The 14,099-nt window shown below is 67.6% G+C and carries 19 protein-coding genes and 1 riboswitch; of the genes, 8 read left to right on the top strand and 11 right to left on the bottom strand.

Annotated features, from left to right (window positions below):
* From A9W95_RS22085 to A9W95_RS22075, 3 genes are read right to left on the bottom strand one after another with little or no spacing between them, the layout of a single operon-like run.
* The gene (locus A9W95_RS22085; RefSeq protein WP_067417782.1) at window positions 1-267 is read right to left on the bottom strand and encodes a DUF2537 domain-containing protein; all 267 of its coding nucleotides are present in this window, start codon (window positions 265-267) and stop codon (window positions 1-3) included.
* Window positions 260-1,111 carry an RNA methyltransferase gene (locus A9W95_RS22080; protein WP_067417780.1) on the bottom strand — a complete coding sequence of 284 codons (852 nt, stop codon included), beginning with the start codon at window positions 1,109-1,111 and terminating at the stop codon, window positions 260-262. Before A9W95_RS22080 ends, A9W95_RS22085 begins: the two co-directional genes overlap by 8 nt.
* Window positions 1,108-1,539 carry a MarR family transcriptional regulator gene (locus tag A9W95_RS22075; protein WP_067417778.1) on the bottom strand — a complete coding sequence of 144 codons (432 nt, stop codon included), beginning with the start codon at window positions 1,537-1,539 and terminating at the stop codon, window positions 1,108-1,110. Before A9W95_RS22075 ends, A9W95_RS22080 begins: the two co-directional genes overlap by 4 nt.
* Window positions 1,540-1,779: 240 nt before the next feature.
* Between A9W95_RS22075 and A9W95_RS22070 the strand changes: the two genes are divergently transcribed.
* Both A9W95_RS22070 and A9W95_RS22065 read left to right on the top strand, forming a co-directional pair.
* Complete coding sequence (locus A9W95_RS22070) at window positions 1,780-2,055, top strand: DUF2530 domain-containing protein (protein ID WP_067417775.1); 276 nt, start codon at window positions 1,780-1,782, stop codon at window positions 2,053-2,055.
* A gap of 23 nt (window positions 2,056-2,078) precedes the next feature.
* The gene (locus A9W95_RS22065; RefSeq protein WP_067417772.1) at window positions 2,079-2,534 is read left to right on the top strand and encodes an SRPBCC family protein; all 456 of its coding nucleotides are present in this window, start codon (window positions 2,079-2,081) and stop codon (window positions 2,532-2,534) included.
* Here A9W95_RS22065 and A9W95_RS22060 read toward each other — a convergent pair.
* Window positions 2,531-3,316 (bottom strand): DUF3027 domain-containing protein, encoded by a 786-nt coding sequence (locus A9W95_RS22060; protein WP_067417769.1) that lies wholly within the window; start codon window positions 3,314-3,316, stop codon window positions 2,531-2,533. The two genes, A9W95_RS22065 and A9W95_RS22060, sit on opposite strands and share 4 nt — an antisense overlap.
* A 172-nt stretch (window positions 3,317-3,488) precedes the next feature.
* On the opposite strand from A9W95_RS22060, the gene A9W95_RS22055 reads away from it, so the two are divergent.
* A complete protein-coding gene (locus tag A9W95_RS22055) occupies window positions 3,489-5,084 on the top strand; it encodes an MFS transporter (protein WP_156746344.1) in 1,596 nt (531 codons plus the stop codon).
* A 50-nt stretch (window positions 5,085-5,134) separates the two neighbouring features.
* Window positions 5,135-5,581 carry a DUF2771 domain-containing protein gene (locus A9W95_RS22050; RefSeq protein WP_067417910.1) on the top strand — a complete coding sequence of 149 codons (447 nt, stop codon included), beginning with the start codon at window positions 5,135-5,137 and terminating at the stop codon, window positions 5,579-5,581.
* Between the two features lie 3 nt (window positions 5,582-5,584).
* Here the strand turns inward: A9W95_RS22050 and A9W95_RS22045 are convergent, their stop codons facing one another.
* The 3 genes from A9W95_RS22045 to A9W95_RS22035 form a co-directional block, all read right to left on the bottom strand.
* The gene (locus tag A9W95_RS22045; RefSeq protein WP_067417763.1) at window positions 5,585-6,589 is read right to left on the bottom strand and encodes a glutathione S-transferase family protein; all 1,005 of its coding nucleotides are present in this window, start codon (window positions 6,587-6,589) and stop codon (window positions 5,585-5,587) included.
* A 10-nt stretch (window positions 6,590-6,599) separates the two neighbouring features.
* Window positions 6,600-8,552 carry an acyl-CoA dehydrogenase family protein gene (locus tag A9W95_RS22040; protein ID WP_067417907.1) on the bottom strand — a complete coding sequence of 651 codons (1,953 nt, stop codon included), beginning with the start codon at window positions 8,550-8,552 and terminating at the stop codon, window positions 6,600-6,602.
* Window positions 8,553-8,695: 143 nt separating this feature from the next.
* Entirely contained in the window at window positions 8,696-9,106 is a 411-nt protein-coding gene (locus A9W95_RS22035) for a cold-shock protein (protein ID WP_067417760.1), read from the bottom strand.
* A 162-nt stretch (window positions 9,107-9,268) separates the two neighbouring features.
* Between A9W95_RS22035 and A9W95_RS22030 the strand changes: the two genes are divergently transcribed.
* The 4 genes from A9W95_RS22030 (at window position 9,269) to A9W95_RS22015 (ending at window position 12,344) form a co-directional block, all read left to right on the top strand.
* Complete coding sequence (locus A9W95_RS22030) at window positions 9,269-9,676, top strand: YccF domain-containing protein (RefSeq protein ID WP_067417758.1); 408 nt, start codon at window positions 9,269-9,271, stop codon at window positions 9,674-9,676.
* Window positions 9,673-10,767 (top strand): GTP 3',8-cyclase MoaA, encoded by a 1,095-nt coding sequence (gene moaA / locus A9W95_RS22025; protein WP_067417755.1) that lies wholly within the window; start codon window positions 9,673-9,675, stop codon window positions 10,765-10,767. The genes A9W95_RS22030 and moaA overlap by 4 nt, the downstream gene beginning before the upstream one ends.
* Window positions 10,760-11,050, top strand: coding sequence for a MoaD/ThiS family protein (locus A9W95_RS22020; RefSeq protein ID WP_082983261.1), 291 nt, complete (start codon window positions 10,760-10,762; stop codon window positions 11,048-11,050). Before moaA ends, A9W95_RS22020 begins: the two co-directional genes overlap by 8 nt.
* 213 nt (window positions 11,051-11,263) lie before the next feature.
* Window positions 11,264-11,467, top strand: a riboswitch (cyclic di-AMP (ydaO/yuaA leader).
* A gap of 10 nt (window positions 11,468-11,477) precedes the next feature.
* The gene (locus tag A9W95_RS22015) at window positions 11,478-12,344 is read left to right on the top strand and encodes a transglycosylase family protein (RefSeq protein ID WP_067417752.1); all 867 of its coding nucleotides are present in this window, start codon (window positions 11,478-11,480) and stop codon (window positions 12,342-12,344) included.
* 83 nt (window positions 12,345-12,427) lie between these two features.
* On the opposite strand, the gene A9W95_RS22010 is transcribed toward A9W95_RS22015, so the two are convergent.
* Genes A9W95_RS22010 through A9W95_RS21995 form a run of 4 tightly spaced genes read right to left on the bottom strand, consistent with a single transcriptional unit; the run spans window position 12,428 to window position 14,048 of the window.
* On the bottom strand, window positions 12,428-12,853 hold the full coding sequence (locus A9W95_RS22010) for a molybdenum cofactor biosynthesis protein MoaE (protein ID WP_067417749.1): 426 nt from the start codon (window positions 12,851-12,853) through the stop codon (window positions 12,428-12,430).
* The gene (locus A9W95_RS22005) at window positions 12,850-13,329 is read right to left on the bottom strand and encodes a molybdenum cofactor biosynthesis protein B (RefSeq protein ID WP_067417746.1); all 480 of its coding nucleotides are present in this window, start codon (window positions 13,327-13,329) and stop codon (window positions 12,850-12,852) included. The genes A9W95_RS22010 and A9W95_RS22005 overlap by 4 nt, the downstream gene beginning before the upstream one ends.
* Window positions 13,326-13,841: a cyclic pyranopterin monophosphate synthase MoaC gene (moaC, locus tag A9W95_RS22000; RefSeq protein ID WP_067417743.1), complete on the bottom strand. Its 516-nt coding sequence runs from the start codon at window positions 13,839-13,841 to the stop codon at window positions 13,326-13,328. The genes A9W95_RS22005 and moaC overlap by 4 nt, the downstream gene beginning before the upstream one ends.
* 9 nt (window positions 13,842-13,850) lie before the next feature.
* The gene (locus A9W95_RS21995) at window positions 13,851-14,048 is read right to left on the bottom strand and encodes a hypothetical protein (RefSeq protein ID WP_067417740.1); all 198 of its coding nucleotides are present in this window, start codon (window positions 14,046-14,048) and stop codon (window positions 13,851-13,853) included.
* Window positions 14,049-14,099 lie beyond the last annotated feature (51 nt).

The raw sequence follows: 14,099 nt of genomic DNA, 5'->3' as shown, positions 1-14,099 counted from the left end.
CTACACAACGAAGCTGAGCAGCGTCAGCCACGCGCCGGCCACGCCCACGCCGGCACCCAGCACGAACCAGCGCAGCACCGGAGTGCGCCGCCACCCCCACAACGTCGGCGCCAGGCCGCCGGCGGCCACGATGTTGAGACCTGCCGACAGCAGCGGATGCACGCGAATCAGGCCCAGGCTCAACATGACGATGCTGACGCCGGTGATAGCGGCCACGAATCCGGCCACCGCCAAACCCGTGCCCCAGGGAGCGGGCTCGTCAGTCACGGGGCGAGCCTAGCCGGACAGAGCGCTCGTAAAACGCCAGCGCCGCCGCGGTCGCGACATTGAGCGAGTCGGTGCCGCGCGACATCGGAATGCGTACGCGCATGTCGCTGGCCCGCAGGGCCGCCGGGCTCAGGCCCGGCCCCTCGGCTCCGACCAGCACCGCGACCCGCTCGTGTGGCGCGGCGGCCATCGCCTCGGGCAACGGCACTGCGTCGGATTGGGGTGTCATCGCCAGCAGCCGGATGCCCGCGCGCTTCAGCGAGAACAGGTCGACGGGCCATTCGGCGGCGCGGGCATAGGGCACCAACAGGGCATGACCCATTGAGACCCGCACCGCGCGACGATAGAGCGGATCGGCACAGCCGCTGCCGAAGATCACCGCGTCCACGGCCAGACCCGCCGCGTTGCGGAAGATCGAGCCCAGGTTTTCGTGGTCGTTGACGCCTTCGAGCACCGCGATCGTTCTGGCGCCGTCGATGACGTCGGCGACGGCTGGCTCTGGCACCCGGCGGGCAGCGGCCAGCACGCCCCGGTTGAGGTGGAATCCCACCACCTGGGCCATGACGTCGGCCGAGGCACGGTAGTAGGGCACCGCGATGCCGGCCAGGTCGCCTTTGAGCTCGTTCAATCGGCGGTCCGTGCCGAGCAGCGCGTGCGGGGCGAAGCGGGAAGCCAGCATCCGCTGGACCACCAGTACGCCCTCGGCGATCACCAAACCCTTGCCCGTCGGCAGGTCAGGCCGGCGATCGACGCTGTTCAGGTCGCGGAAATCGTCGACGCGGGGATCGTCGGGATCGGTGACATCGTGCACCTCGATGCCGGAAAGGGAGTCCGGAGCGCTCACGGGCTTTCGTCGACCAGCGCCGACATGAGGTCGGCGGCGTGGCGCAGGGTGTCGCGCTGTTCGCTGGTCAATGTCGCCAGGCGCTCGGCCAGCCACTCCTGGCGGGCCCGGCGGGCCGCCTTGACCAACTCGGCGCCGCGCTCTGAGACGGACACCAACACTTGCCGACCGTCGACGGGGTGCGGAGCGCGGTCCACGAAGCCCTCCTCAGCGAGGGAGGCGATGACCCGCGTCATCGAGGGCGGGCGGACCCGTTCCCGAATCGCCAACGCGCCGGGCGTCATCGCGCCCTCGTTGGCCAACGTGGTCAGCGCCGACAGTTGCGACAGCGAGACCGGCGCGGACGGGTTGCGGAACCGCAGTTGCCGAGCCAGCCGCATGACCGCCAATGACAAGTCAGCGGCCAGCCGCGCTTCGCTGTCAGGCACAGCGCGAGGTTACATCGGAACGTTAGCGCGGGTCATTAGAAACGCGAAGGAAAGCCGCTCGGCGACGCGCATACCTCATGCGTCACAGCCGTCTCTCTGGGAGGTGACCCACGTTGTGCCCACCTCCGAGCGACAATTCCCGTGCATTGAGCGGCTCCCTGCGACTTGTCGAGGCGGGCACAACGAACATGTCGAGGGTGCACCCCGGTCCGCCATCTGATCGGGCTAGGTTAAGACTCAATGAGCGCCGAACCACCCCAGCCGCCCGAACCGCCGCCGCTGCCCCCTGCCCTGTTGCAGGTCTGGCCGGTCATCGGCGTCGGAGCACTCGGTTGGGTCATCGCTGCGGTGGCGGCGTTTGTGGTGCCCAGCCTGCACACCTGGCGTCCGCTCACCGTGGCCGGGTTGGGCGTCTCCGCGCTGGGCACCAGCATCTTCTTGTGGCAGCTCGCGGCCGCCCGCCGCGGCTCACGCGGCGCCCAGTCGGGGCTGGAAGCTTATCTGAACCGCAATTAACCGCCGCCTATTTGGGAGGACCGATGGTAGCCCCGCTTCTGCAAGCTCACGTCGACATCAACGCGCCGGCCGCCAAGGTATGGTCACTGATCTCCGACTTCCGGCGCATGCCGCAGTGGAGTCTGCAGTGTCGCTTGATGAAGCCGTTGGGCCCGTTCCGCCAGGGCACCCGCACGCTGAACCTCAACCGGCGCAATCGCCTCATCTGGCCGACCACCTCGACGATCGTCGAGGTCATCCCTGAGAAGAAGTTGGCGTTTCGCGTCAACACCAACGGCACCATCTGGTCCTACGAGCTGGAAGACAACGGCCAGACCACCCGAGTGACCGAGAGCCGCCACGCCGAGAACGGGGTCAAGGCCTTCTCCAACATGACGGTCAACGCGCTGTTCGGCGGAACCGAGAACTTCGAACGGGAACTGGTCGAGGGGATGAACGCCTCGCTGGCCAAGATCAAAGCAGCCGCCGAAAGCGGTTAATCCGCCGGCTTCTCTGACACGTCGAGCACGCCGTCGTCGTACGGCTCATACGCCGGTGACCCACTACCGGCGGGAGCCGGTGTGTCGGAGTGCGCGCCGCAACCGTAGAACTTGTCCACCACGTGGCCGTCGGCCGACAGTTCGTTGCCGCACACCCCGAACATCGAGCCGAGCGATCCGGCCAGGGGCAGGAAGAAACCGCAGTCGCGGCAGACCCGTTTGGTCGACCGCGCCATCGGCGAGCCGGGCCCGAAGTCGCCGTCATGCCAGCGCTCGGCGGCCTCGGCGCGCCCCAGCGCGCTCATCACCCAGCGCCGGCCCAGCCCGACTTCGGCGGCGACCTCGTCGACCTGCGGGTCACCGCTGGCGGTGTACCCGGGCACCAGCCGCGGATCGTCCTTCGCCGGCGCCAGCAGGTCGCCCGGGCTCAGGTCTCCCGGCCGCACCCGCTGGTCCCAGGGCACCCAATGGGGCGCCAGCAGGGCGGTGGGCCCGGGGATCAGCACGACTTCGCTGATGGTGGCGTGATCGGCGCCCGGGTAGGTTGCCACGACGACGGCCCACTGCCAGCCCTGATAGCCGGGCAGCCGCGCCAGGAAGCGGTGGGTGGCGGTGTTGGGGTCTTCGTAGTCAACCCCGAGATACTCGCCGACCGTCTCGGCGCCGCTGTGCTCGGCGACCGCCTCCCGGGCCTGGTCAGCCGCACCCGTGAGCACCGCTGCCAGGTCATCGGGCCACTCGGCCACGCTCACCGCAGCGGAATCCTCGATGGGTCCGGTCACGCTCTCCCCTTTCTGCACTGCGTATCAATACTGCCGCAAGACACGGTGAGCCAGCCACCGCCGGTTGGCTACCCGGAGCGTCGGCATAGGCCAGAATTGAACCGTGTCTGGACGGCGGCGTGATCACCCGGGGCGCCCGGTCCCACCCGAGGACCGCCGTGAGCATCCCGGCATGGCCAACTATCCCGCCGATGACGCGGATTACCGCCGGTCTCGCCGTCCGCCGCCGATGCCCAGCGCCAATCGCTACCTTCCGCCGCTGGGCGAGCAGCGCGACCGCGCCCGCAACGGCCCGCCGCCACCACCGCGCGGCGCCAGTAACGGCGAACGGATCACCGTCACCCGGGCCGCGGCCATGCGTAGTCGCGAGATGGGTTCGCGGATGTACTGGATGGTACAGCGCGCCGCCACCGCCGACGGCGCGGACAAGTCCGGCCTGACCGCGCTGACTTGGCCGGTAATGGCCAACTTCGCTGTCGACTCGGCGATGGCGGTCGCGCTGGCCAACACGCTGTTCTTCGCTGCGGCCAGCGGGGAAAGCAAGTCCAAAGTCGCTCTGTACCTGTTGATTACCATCGCGCCGTTCGCGATCATCGCTCCGCTGATCGGCCCGGCACTGGACAAGCTGCAGCATGGCCGCCGGGTGGCGCTGGCGCTGTCTTTCGCGCTGCGGACCGTATTGGCGCTGGTGCTGATCATGAACTACGACGGCGCCTCCGGCAGCTTCCCGTCCTGGGTGCTCTACCCCTGCGCGCTGGCCATGATGGTGTTCTCCAAGTCGTTCAGCGTGCTGCGCAGCGCCGTGACGCCACGGGTCATGCCGCCCACCATCGACCTGGTGCGGGTCAACTCCCGGCTGACCGTGTTCGGTCTGCTCGGCGGCACCATTGCCGGCGGGGCAGTCGCGGCCGGTGTCGAATTCGCCTGCACGCATCTACTCAAGCTGCCCGGGGCGCTGTTCGTCGTCGTCGGGATCACCATCGCCGGCGCGCTGCTGTCTATGCGGATCCCACGCTGGGTCGAGGTGACCACCGGTGAGGTTCCTGCGACGTTGAGCTATCACCGCGACAGCGGACCGCTGCGCCGCAGTTGGCCGGACGAAGTAAAGAAGGTGGGCGGTACGCTGCGGCAGCCGTTGGGCCGCAACATCATCACTTCGCTCTGGGGCAACTGCACCATCAAGGTGATGGTCGGGTTCCTGTTTCTTTATCCGGCGTTTGTCGCCAAAGCACACGATGCCGACGGCTGGGTGCAACTAGCCATGCTGGGCATCATCGGCGCTGCTGCCGGCATCGGCAACTTCGCCGGCAACTTCGCCAGCGCGCGCCTGCAACTGGGCCGGCCGGCGGTACTGGTGGTGCGGTGCACGGTGCTGGTCACCGCGTTCGCACTGGCTGCCGCGATAGCCGGCAACCTGGTGGTGGCCGCGGTCGCCACCCTGATCACCTCGGGGTCCAGCGCCATCGCCAAGGCTTCACTGGACGCCTCGTTGCAAGACGATCTGCCGGAGGAGTCGCGGGCCTCGGGTTTCGGACGCTCGGAGTCGACGCTGCAGCTGGCGTGGGTGCTCGGCGGCGCGGTCGGCGTGCTGGTGTACACGGAGTTGTGGGTAGGCTTCACCGCCGTGAGCGCCCTGCTGATCCTCGGCTTGGCACAGACGATCGTCAGCTTCCGAGGTAACTCGTTGATCCCGGGCCTGGGCGGCAACCGGCCGGTCATGGTCGAGCAGGAGGGCACGCGCCGCAACGCTGCCATGGTGCCCGAGTGAAACTCGGCACCAAAAAACGGCTGACCTGGCTGGTCGTCGCCGTGGTGGTAATGCTGTCGATCGGGGCCGGTGTCGGCACCTGGCTGCTGGTGCGCCACCCCGGTCCGCGTCCACCGGTGATCAGCGCTTACTCCCACGGGCATCTGGTGCAAGTCGGACCCTACCTGTACTGCAACGCACTCAATCTCAACGACTGCCAAGAGCCGCAGGCTCAAGGCGAGTTGCCGGTCAGTGAACGCTATCCGGTGCAATTGTCCGTGCCCGAAGTGATTTCGCGAGCTCCCTGGCGGCTGCTGCAGGTCTACGAGGATCCCGCCAACACCACCACGACGCTGTTTCGACCGGAGAGCCGGCTGGCCGTCACCATTCCGACGGTCGATCCACACCGCGGCCGGATGACCGGTCTGGTGGTGCAGCTGTTGACGCTGGTCGTCGACCCCGCCGGTGAGCTGCACGACGTCCCCCACGCGGAATGGTCTGTGCGCCTGACTTATTGACGGCTATGCGCCGTGACCCGGTGGAACATGTTCGCCCTCCATCGGCGGCCCGGGCGGGGTGCCGTCCCCAAACGGCCTGCCGCCCAGATCTTCTCGCCCATGCTCAGTCAGCCAGCCGGACAAGTCCGGCCCTTTGGGAACGATGCGGGTCGGGTTGATGTCGGCCTGCACGATGTAATAGTGCTGCTTGATCTGCACGAAGTCGATCGTGTCGCCGAACCCGGGCGTCTGGAACAGATCACGGGCATAACCCCACAGCACCGGCATCTCGCTGAGCTTGGAGCGGTTGCATTTGAAGTGGCCGTTATAGACGGCGTCGAAGCGGGCCAAGGTGGTAAACAGCCGCACATCGGCTTCGGTGATCGTGTCCCCCACCAGATATCGCTGCTCGGCCAGCCGGTCGCTCACCCAGTCTAACGCGGTGAACAACCGGTCGTAGGCGGCGTCGTAGGCGTCTTGCGAGCCGGCGAATCCGCAGCGGTACACCCCGTTGTTGATCTCGGTGTAGATCTTGGTGCTCACCTCGTCGATCTCGTCGCGCAATTTCTCGGGATAGATCTGCGGCGCACCTTCGCGGTGGTATGCGGTCCACTCGGTCGAGAAGTCCAGCGTGATCTGGGGGAAGTCGTTGGTGACCACCGCACCGCTGGGGATATCGACGATCGCCGGGACGGTGATGCCCTTGTCGTAATCGGGGAACCGCTTGAAGAAGGCATCCTGCAGTCGCGGGATCTTCAACACCGGGTCGACGCCGCCGGGATCCAAGTCGAAGGTCCAGCTTCGCTCGTCGTGAGTCGGGCCGCAAAACCCAATGGACAGAGCGTCTTCCAGCCCCAGCAGACGCCGCACGATGATGGTGCGGTTCGCCCACGGACAGGCCCGGGCCACGATGAGCCGGTAGCGCCCCGGCTCCACCGGATAACCGTCGCGTCCGTCGGCGGTGATCCGGGTGGTGATGTAGTTGGTGTCTCGGTTGAACTCGCCGGTGCCGGCCACGTAGGCGCCCATCAGCGCCGCCTCACCGGCTCGCCGCAGCAGATGACGGTTCGGCCACGAAGCGCCGAGCCAGATTCGTCTGCGTAGACGGACCCGGTTCCCACGGCGCGATCCACGGTCCGGTGCCTTCCGACTGATCCATTATCCCGCCTTCCAACCAGATGTAGCGACCGTCCAGCACGGCATCGGTGACGCGGACGTCGCCGCTGTCGGTGTTGGTCCACAGCGCGCCGAACAGCGCCTCGACGCGCAATGTTGCTTGCTCACAGAACAATCCGGCCAACTCGTAGGCCTGGTTGCCGAGCTCGGGATTCGCGGCGCGCTGAGCTTCGGCCCGCACACACGCCGCCGCCATCGCGAAGAGTTCGGCGCCGATGTCGACGATTCGCCCCAGGAACCCCTGCTTCTGTTCCAGCTTGGCTTGCCAGCGAGCCATGCCATAGAAGGTGTTGCGGGCCAGCTTTCGGCTGGACCGTTCGACGAACCGCAGATGCGTTGCCAACGGACCGAATTCGCCGTAGGCCCTCGGCCGCTGGCCTTCACCGAATACCAACTTGGGCAGCCACTTTGCGTAGAAACCACTTGCGCCGACGGCGGCGGTCGCCTTCTGTCGCAGGTCGGCGTCCGGTTTGGCCAGATCCCCGGCGGCGGTCAGGTGCGCGTCGACGGCCTCCCGCGCGATGAGCAGACGCATGATTTCGCTGGATCCTTCGAAGATGCGGTTGATTCGTAGGTCGCGCAGCGACTGTTCCACCGGCGCGGCGCGCTCGCCCCGCGCCGCCAGGGACTCGGCCGTCTCGTAACCCCGACCGCCCCGGATCTGCATCAGGTCATCGGCGATGACGCAGGCCATCTCACTGCACCACAACTTGGCCAGCGCCGCCTCGATACGGATGTCGTTGCGGTCCTCGTCGGCCATCTGACCGGACAGCTCGACCACCGCGTCCAGGGCATAGGTGGTTGCGGCCATGAACCCGATCTTGCGGGCCACCGCTTCGTGTTTGCCGATCGGCTTGCCCCATTGCACGCGCTCACCGGACCACTCGCGGGCGATCTTCAGCGACCACTTGGCGGAGCCGGTCGCCATCGCCGGCAATGCCAACCGTCCGATATTGAGGGTGGTCAGTGCAATCCGCAGGCCGTCACCCTCGCGACCGATCAAGTTCTCGGCGGGCACGCGCACCCGATGCATGCGCGTGACGCCGTTCTCGATGCCGCGCAGACCCATGAAAGTGTTGCGCCGCTCCACGGTGATGCCAGGTGAATCCGCCTCCACCACAAAGGCGCTGATGCCGCCCCGGTGTCCGTCGCTGCGCGGTACCCGCGCCATGACCACCAACAGTTCGGCGACCACGCCATTGGTGGTCCACAGTTTCACGCCCTCGAGTTCGTAGGCCGCGCCGCCGTCGATCGGGGTCGCGGTGGATCCCAACCGCGCGGGATCGGAGCCCACGTCGGGTTCGGTGAGCAGGAAGGCCGACACCGCGCCGGCGGCGCAGCGTGGCAAGAACTTTCGCTTCTGTTCCTCGTTGCCGGCGAGAATGAGTGGCTCGGGCACGCCGATCGACTGATGTGCTGACAGCAGCGCGCCCAGGCTGGGATGCACCGTGGACACCATCATCAGTGCCCGGTTGTAAGCGACCTGCGACATGTTCAGGCCGCCGTACTCCGACGGGATTTTCATGCCGAAGCAACCCAACGCGGCCAACCCCGTCACGTATTCGTCGGGAATCTTGGCGTCGCGCTCGATGACGCTGCCGTCGACCGTCATCAGGAACTCACGCAGCTTGTCCAGGAACGCGGCGGTTCGGTCCTCGTCGGCGTCGGATGGTCGAGGGAAGGGGTGGATCAGCTCGAGCGGAAAACGCCCCAAGAACAATTCCTTGGCGAAGGATGGCTTATCCCAACCACTTTCGCGGGATTCCTCGGCGACGGCCCGGGCTTGTTCTTCGGTGACTTGCGCTTGCTCTGCCATCGCCGCCTCCTTGCTGACGAACCACAATGAGGGTGGAGTACCCAATTATGACTGGCAGCCGGTGCGGGTTGTCGCTCGTAGGCGGGCACACCGAACGTCACCCGAGCCGGAGCCACGCGTGGCCGCTGTGACACCAGCGTGCATCAGGCGTCGAGTTCTCGCGCCACCGCCCGGACCACTTCGGACACCCGGCGGGCCGTCTTGCGATCTGGGTACCGGCCCTTGCGCAGTTCGGGCTGCACCGCACTTTCCAGCAGCGTGATCATGTCCTCGACCATGCCGTGCAGCTCATCTGGGCTGTGCTTGTGCTCGGCCGGCGCCGCCTCGCGACGGGTCCGGGACAAGCTGGGCGGCGGATCGATCAGCTTCAGGCTCAGCGCCTGGGGTCCGCGCCGGCCCGAAGCGATGCCGAACTCCACCTTTTGACCGGCCTTGAGCCCCTCGACACCCGCGGGCAACGCCGAGGAGCGCACGTAGACGTCCTCGCCATCCTCCTGCGACAGGAAGCCGAACCCCTTCTCGGAGTCGTACCACTTCACCTTGCCGGTCGGCACTGCTCTCACCTGCTTGTCTGACTGGTCACTGGGATTACCAACAAAGACGCGTCCCGCCTGCGCAGGACGCGATGACGCTGTCAGATCCTACTCGGGTCCTTCCCCGCCGAGCACCCCTGCTGACCGGTGACTGGGTAGGCTGGCACTACCGCTGGAGGAGAGATGCGCCTGATTCTGAACGTCATCTGGCTGGTCTTCGGTGGCCTGTGGCTGGCCCTCGGATACCTGCTGGCAGCGCTTGTCTGTTTCCTGCTGATCATCACCATCCCGTTCGGCTTCGCCTCCCTGCGCATCGAGTCCTACGCGCTGTGGCCGTTCGGCCGCACGATCGTCGACAAACCTCGCGCCGGGACGGGCGCGCTGGTCGGCAACTTCATCTGGGTGCTGCTGTGCGGCATCTGGCTGGCCATCGGACACGTGGCGACCGCGGCGGCCATGGCGGTCACCATTGTCGGCATCCCGCTCGCGCTGGCAAACCTCAAACTGATTCCGGTCTCGCTGCTGCCGCTGGGCAAGGAGATCGTTCCCGCCGGCTCGGCGGGTGCGCCGACGGCTCGGGTGCCGGCATGACGCTGACCTCATTGGGCGTCCCCACGGTGCGCCGTAGCCAACAACACCCGGCAAACCTCCGGGGCTTCCCCGACACCGCGCCAACCGACGGTCCCCTGGTCGACACATACGGACGAGCCGCCACCGATCTGCGGGTCTCGCTGACCGACCGGTGCAATCTGCGCTGCAACTACTGCATGCCGGCCGAGGGCCTGGACTGGCTGCCCAATGAGCAACTACTGCGCGCCGACGAACTGGCCCGGCTGCTGCGGATCGCCGTCACGCGCCTGGGCATCACCAGCGTGCGCTTCACCGGCGGTGAGCCGCTGGTCGCCCGTCACCTCGACGAGGTGATCGCGGCGGCGGCCAGCCTCAATCCCCGCCCGGAGATCTCGCTGACCACCAACGGGGTGAGCTTGGCGCGGCGCGCCAACGCCTTGGCCCAAGCCGGCCTGAATCGGGTCAACGTCTCCTTGGACAGCGTCGACCGGGCGCACTTCGCCGCCATCACCCGGCGTGACCGCCTCACCGACGTGCTGGACGGTTTGGCGGCCGCCAAGCACGCCGGCTTGACGCCGGTCAAGGTGAACGCCGTCCTCGACCCGGTTACCGGTCGTGAGGACGTCGTCGAGCTCCTGCGGTTCTGCCTGGCGCACGGCTACCAGCTGCGGGTCATCGAGCAGATGCCCTTGGATGCGGGCCACCGCTGGAGCCGCAACGCCACGCTGAGCGCCGACGATGTCCTGGCGGAGCTGCGCCCCCACTTCCGGCTGCGGCCCGACCCAGCACCGCGCGGTTCGGCTCCGGCCGAACTCTGGCTCGTCGACACCGGCCCCGACACCCCGTCCGGGAAATTCGGCGTGATCGCCTCGGTCTCGCACGCCTTCTGTTCGTCCTGTGACCGCACTCGGCTCACCGCCGACGGCCAGATCCGCAGCTGTCTGTTCGCCACCGAGGAAACCGACCTGCGCGGGCTGCTGCGCAGCGGCGCCAGCGACGACGCGATCGAAGCGGCCTGGCGCGCCGCAATGTGGGCCAAACCCGCCGGGCACGGCATCAACGACCCGGACTTCATCCAGCCCGATCGCCCGATGAGTGCGATCGGTGGCTAGCCCAGCGATCCGCCCGGCCGACGAGCCGGACGCAATCGAAGTGACCGTCCGTTATTTCGCTGCGGCCCGCGCCGCTGCGGGACTCGAGAACGAGACGGTGACGGTGCCGCTCGGCACCAGCGTTGCCGGGCTGGTCGAGCGCTTGGCCGCCGGCAGTGACCGGCTGGCCACGGTCTTGCGCCGGTGCTCGTTCCTCCGGGACGGGATTGCCGTCCGAGACGACACCGCGGCGTTATCCGCCGGCGACACAGTTGACGTACTCCCGCCCTTCGCCGGCGGATGAAACTGTGAAATATCTCACGTAACGGAACGATAACGACACGGCCACGCCCCGATTGCGGGGTGTTATGAGCTGGGCAAACAGCAAGTGTTCCTGGCGTTTTCGGTTGCGGCTGTGAGGGAAACGCCCACTTTCGACACGCGTGACGAGACCGACTGAACCCGCTACCGTCTGCGATGGCTCGTCACATCGAACCCAAGCGACAAGCCCTCCCTCACCTGCAACACGCCGAGCTCCATCCGGTAGGCGAGGGATTCCGACCCACGGATGGAGGCGGGGGACCCACCAGGTCCACCGAGACCAGACGGGGCCCGAACGGGCTCCTTGGGGTGAAGCCGGCGTCAACGTCGACACCGGCCGGGTGACCTCTCAAACCCGAACCCGACAGCTGACCTCGTAGGCGTGTACACGAGAGGAATCGCATAACGGAATGAGTGGACGTCACCGTAAGCCCACTACTTCAAGCGTCAGCGTCGCCAAAATCGCCTTCACCGGTGCGGTACTCGGTGGCGGCAGCATCGCCATGGCCGCTCAGGCGTCCGCGGCGACAGATAGCGAATGGGACCAGGTTGCCCGTTGTGAGTCGGGTGGAAACTGGTCGATCAATACTGGCAATGGTTTCTACGGCGGCGTCCAGTTCGCCGCGGGCACCTGGGCCTCGCACGGGGGCGGCGAATTCGCCCCGTCGGCCCAGCTGGCCACCAAGGATCAACAGATCGCCGTCGCCGAGCGGGTGCTGGCCAGTCAGGGCCGTGGCGCCTGGCCGGTCTGCGGCACCGGGCTGTCGGGCCCGTCGCCGCGCAATGTGCTTCCGCAGCCGGCCGATCTGAACCAGCCCCTGGATGCACCCGGACTGAACGGTGAGCTCCCGGCTCCGGACGCGCCGCCGCCAGCGGACGGGCCGGCACCGGCTGAGCCCGCCCCAGCCGTGGAATTGGCCAGCAGCGACCTTCCGGCGCCCGACGCGATGCCGCCTGCGCCTCCGGTCGAACTACCGGCGCCGCCCGCGGATGCGCCGCCGCCCGCCGACGCCCCGCCGCCGGCTGACCAGGTGCCGCCGCCACCGCCGGGTGACCAGCCCGCTCCTGCCCCGGCAGTGATCGAGGCCGGCGTGCAGGTGCCCGAGGAGGCTCCGCAGCCCGCCGACGCGCCGCCGGCTCCCGGTGACGTCACCGAAGCACCCGCGCAGGTTCACGACGCATCGACCGTCGGCTACACCGCCAAGCTGTGGCAGGCGATCCGCGCCCAGGACGTCAGCGGTAACGACGCGCTCGACGCGCTCGCCCAGCCCCGCTGATCCGCGCTGGAACCATCAGTACGCCGGCCCCCGCAAGCGGTGACGAACCGCTGCTTGCGGGGGCCTGCGTGCTGGTCAGCTGATCAGGCCGAACCCACCCATTCTTCGGTTCCATCGTCGAAGAACTGGTGTTTCCATACCGGCAGCCGCTGCTTGATGGTGTCCACCAGCAAGGCGCAGGTAGCAAACGCGGCTTGGCGATGGTCGGCAGCCACCGCGGCCACCAGGGCAGCGTCCCCGATGCCCAATACGCCGATGCGGTGACTGGCCGCGACGGCTCGGACCCCGCTCGCGGACTCGGCCACCTCCCCGACCACCTCAGCAAAGACCTGCCCCGCCGACGGGTGCGCGGAGTACTCCAGCCGCAATACGCCACGGCCCCTATCGTGGTCGCGGATTACCCCGACGAAGCCGACGACGGCTCCAGCCGCCTGATGGCTGACCAGGTCTTCGTGTTCGGCCAGGGAAATGGGCCGCTCGGTGACCTCGGCCCGCACGATCAGCGTCATCGCCGGTGGTCTTGTCCGGCCAACTGGTCCAGGGCATGGTCCAAGACGTTTTCCAGCACTCCCAACCCGTCCCGAACACCGCCGGGCGATCCGGGCAGGTTGACCACCAGTGTTCGGCCGGCCACCCCGCACACCCCGCGGGACAGCACCGACGTCGGCACCTTGGGCAGGCCGGACCGGCGGATCTCGTCGGCCAGGCCCGGGATGATGAAATCCAGCACTGCGACGGTCTGTTCGGGAGTGGTGTCGGTCGGCGAGATCCCGGTGCCGCCCGAGGTGATGATCACGTCGACTTGCGCGTCGAGCGCATCATGCAACGCTTCCCCGACCGGGTTGCCGTCGGCCACCACCACCGGATCGCCGGCCGAAATCCCGTGCTGCTGCAGCAATTCGGCGATGATCGGCCCGCATTCGTCGGTATAGACACCGGCCGACGCCCGGGTTGAGGAGATGATCACTCGGCCAGATCGGGTCATCGTCGTGTCCAACTTCCGCTTCGTCCGCCTTCTTTGCGCAGCACCCGAATGTCGTCGATGCGCGCGCTCGGGTCGACCGCCTTGATCATGTCGTACAAGGTCAGGCCCGCCACGCTGACCGCGGTCAGGGCTTCCATTTCCACCCCGGTGCGGTCGGTGCTGCGCACCGTCGCGGTGATCTCGATGTCCGTGTCACCCACGGTGAAGTCGACGTCGACTCCGGTGAGCGCGAGCTGATGGCACAGCGGAATCAGGTCGCTGGTGTGTTTGGCGGCCAGGATGCCGGCCACCCGCGCGGTGGCCAGCGCATCGCCCTTGGGCAGGCCGCCGCTGGAGATCAACGCCACCACCTCGGCGGACGTGTGCAAGCTCCCGGCGGCGGTGGCGGTGCGTTTGGTGGCCGCCTTCTCGGTCACGTCGACCATGTGCGCTGCCCCCTGCTCGTCAAGGTGCGACAGCGCGTTCACCGGGGCGTCGGGGGAAACCCCGCTAGCCCCAGCCTGGCTGGTCATTCGAGAGGCCTACCAGTTGACGTCGGTCACCGGGTGCAGATACGGGAGGGTCTCGGCGTCCACCGGAAACACCACTTCGCCGAACGGCGACAACGCACCGGTGCGGTCGGTCACGAGTTCGCTCACCGCGTGGTCGTCGGGGTCTGTGGTCGGCCAGCCGTTGTCCACATACTTGCTTTTGCGCGCTTTGCCGTCTGTGTCAGCCACGGGACCATTCTGACAGGTCGCGCACCCGGGCGCGGCGCAAGGTTGCCGGTG

It is taken from the genome of Mycobacterium sp. 1423905.2, assembly GCF_001673155.1.
Classification (GTDB): Bacteria; Actinomycetota; Actinomycetes; order Mycobacteriales; family Mycobacteriaceae; genus Mycobacterium.
This window is presented reverse-complemented; position numbering and strand designations above follow the sequence as displayed.

What these genes read in the sequence shown, in the direction of transcription:
- A9W95_RS22070 (WP_067417775.1), top strand. Translation starts at nt 1,780, where the DNA reads ATGAGCGCCGAACCACCCCAGCCGCCCGAACCGCCGCCGCTGCCCCCT.
- A9W95_RS22065 (WP_067417772.1), top strand. Translation starts at nt 2,079, where the DNA reads ATGGTAGCCCCGCTTCTGCAAGCTCACGTCGACATCAACGCGCCGGCC.
- A9W95_RS22055 (WP_156746344.1), top strand. Translation starts at nt 3,489, where the DNA reads ATGGCCAACTATCCCGCCGATGACGCGGATTACCGCCGGTCTCGCCGT.
- A9W95_RS22050 (WP_067417910.1), top strand. Translation starts at nt 5,135, where the DNA reads ATGCTGTCGATCGGGGCCGGTGTCGGCACCTGGCTGCTGGTGCGCCAC.
- A9W95_RS22045 (WP_067417763.1), bottom strand. Translation starts at nt 6,589, where the DNA reads ATGGGCGCCTACGTGGCCGGCACCGGCGAGTTCAACCGAGACACCAAC.
- A9W95_RS22040 (WP_067417907.1), bottom strand. Translation starts at nt 8,552, where the DNA reads ATGGCAGAGCAAGCGCAAGTCACCGAAGAACAAGCCCGGGCCGTCGCC.
- A9W95_RS22030 (WP_067417758.1), top strand. Translation starts at nt 9,269, where the DNA reads ATGCGCCTGATTCTGAACGTCATCTGGCTGGTCTTCGGTGGCCTGTGG.
- moaA (WP_067417755.1), top strand. Translation starts at nt 9,673, where the DNA reads ATGACGCTGACCTCATTGGGCGTCCCCACGGTGCGCCGTAGCCAACAA.
- A9W95_RS22015 (WP_067417752.1), top strand. Translation starts at nt 11,478, where the DNA reads ATGAGTGGACGTCACCGTAAGCCCACTACTTCAAGCGTCAGCGTCGCC.
- A9W95_RS22010 (WP_067417749.1), bottom strand. Translation starts at nt 12,853, where the DNA reads ATGACGCTGATCGTGCGGGCCGAGGTCACCGAGCGGCCCATTTCCCTG.
- A9W95_RS22005 (WP_067417746.1), bottom strand. Translation starts at nt 13,329, where the DNA reads ATGACCCGATCTGGCCGAGTGATCATCTCCTCAACCCGGGCGTCGGCC.
- moaC (WP_067417743.1), bottom strand. Translation starts at nt 13,841, where the DNA reads ATGACCAGCCAGGCTGGGGCTAGCGGGGTTTCCCCCGACGCCCCGGTG.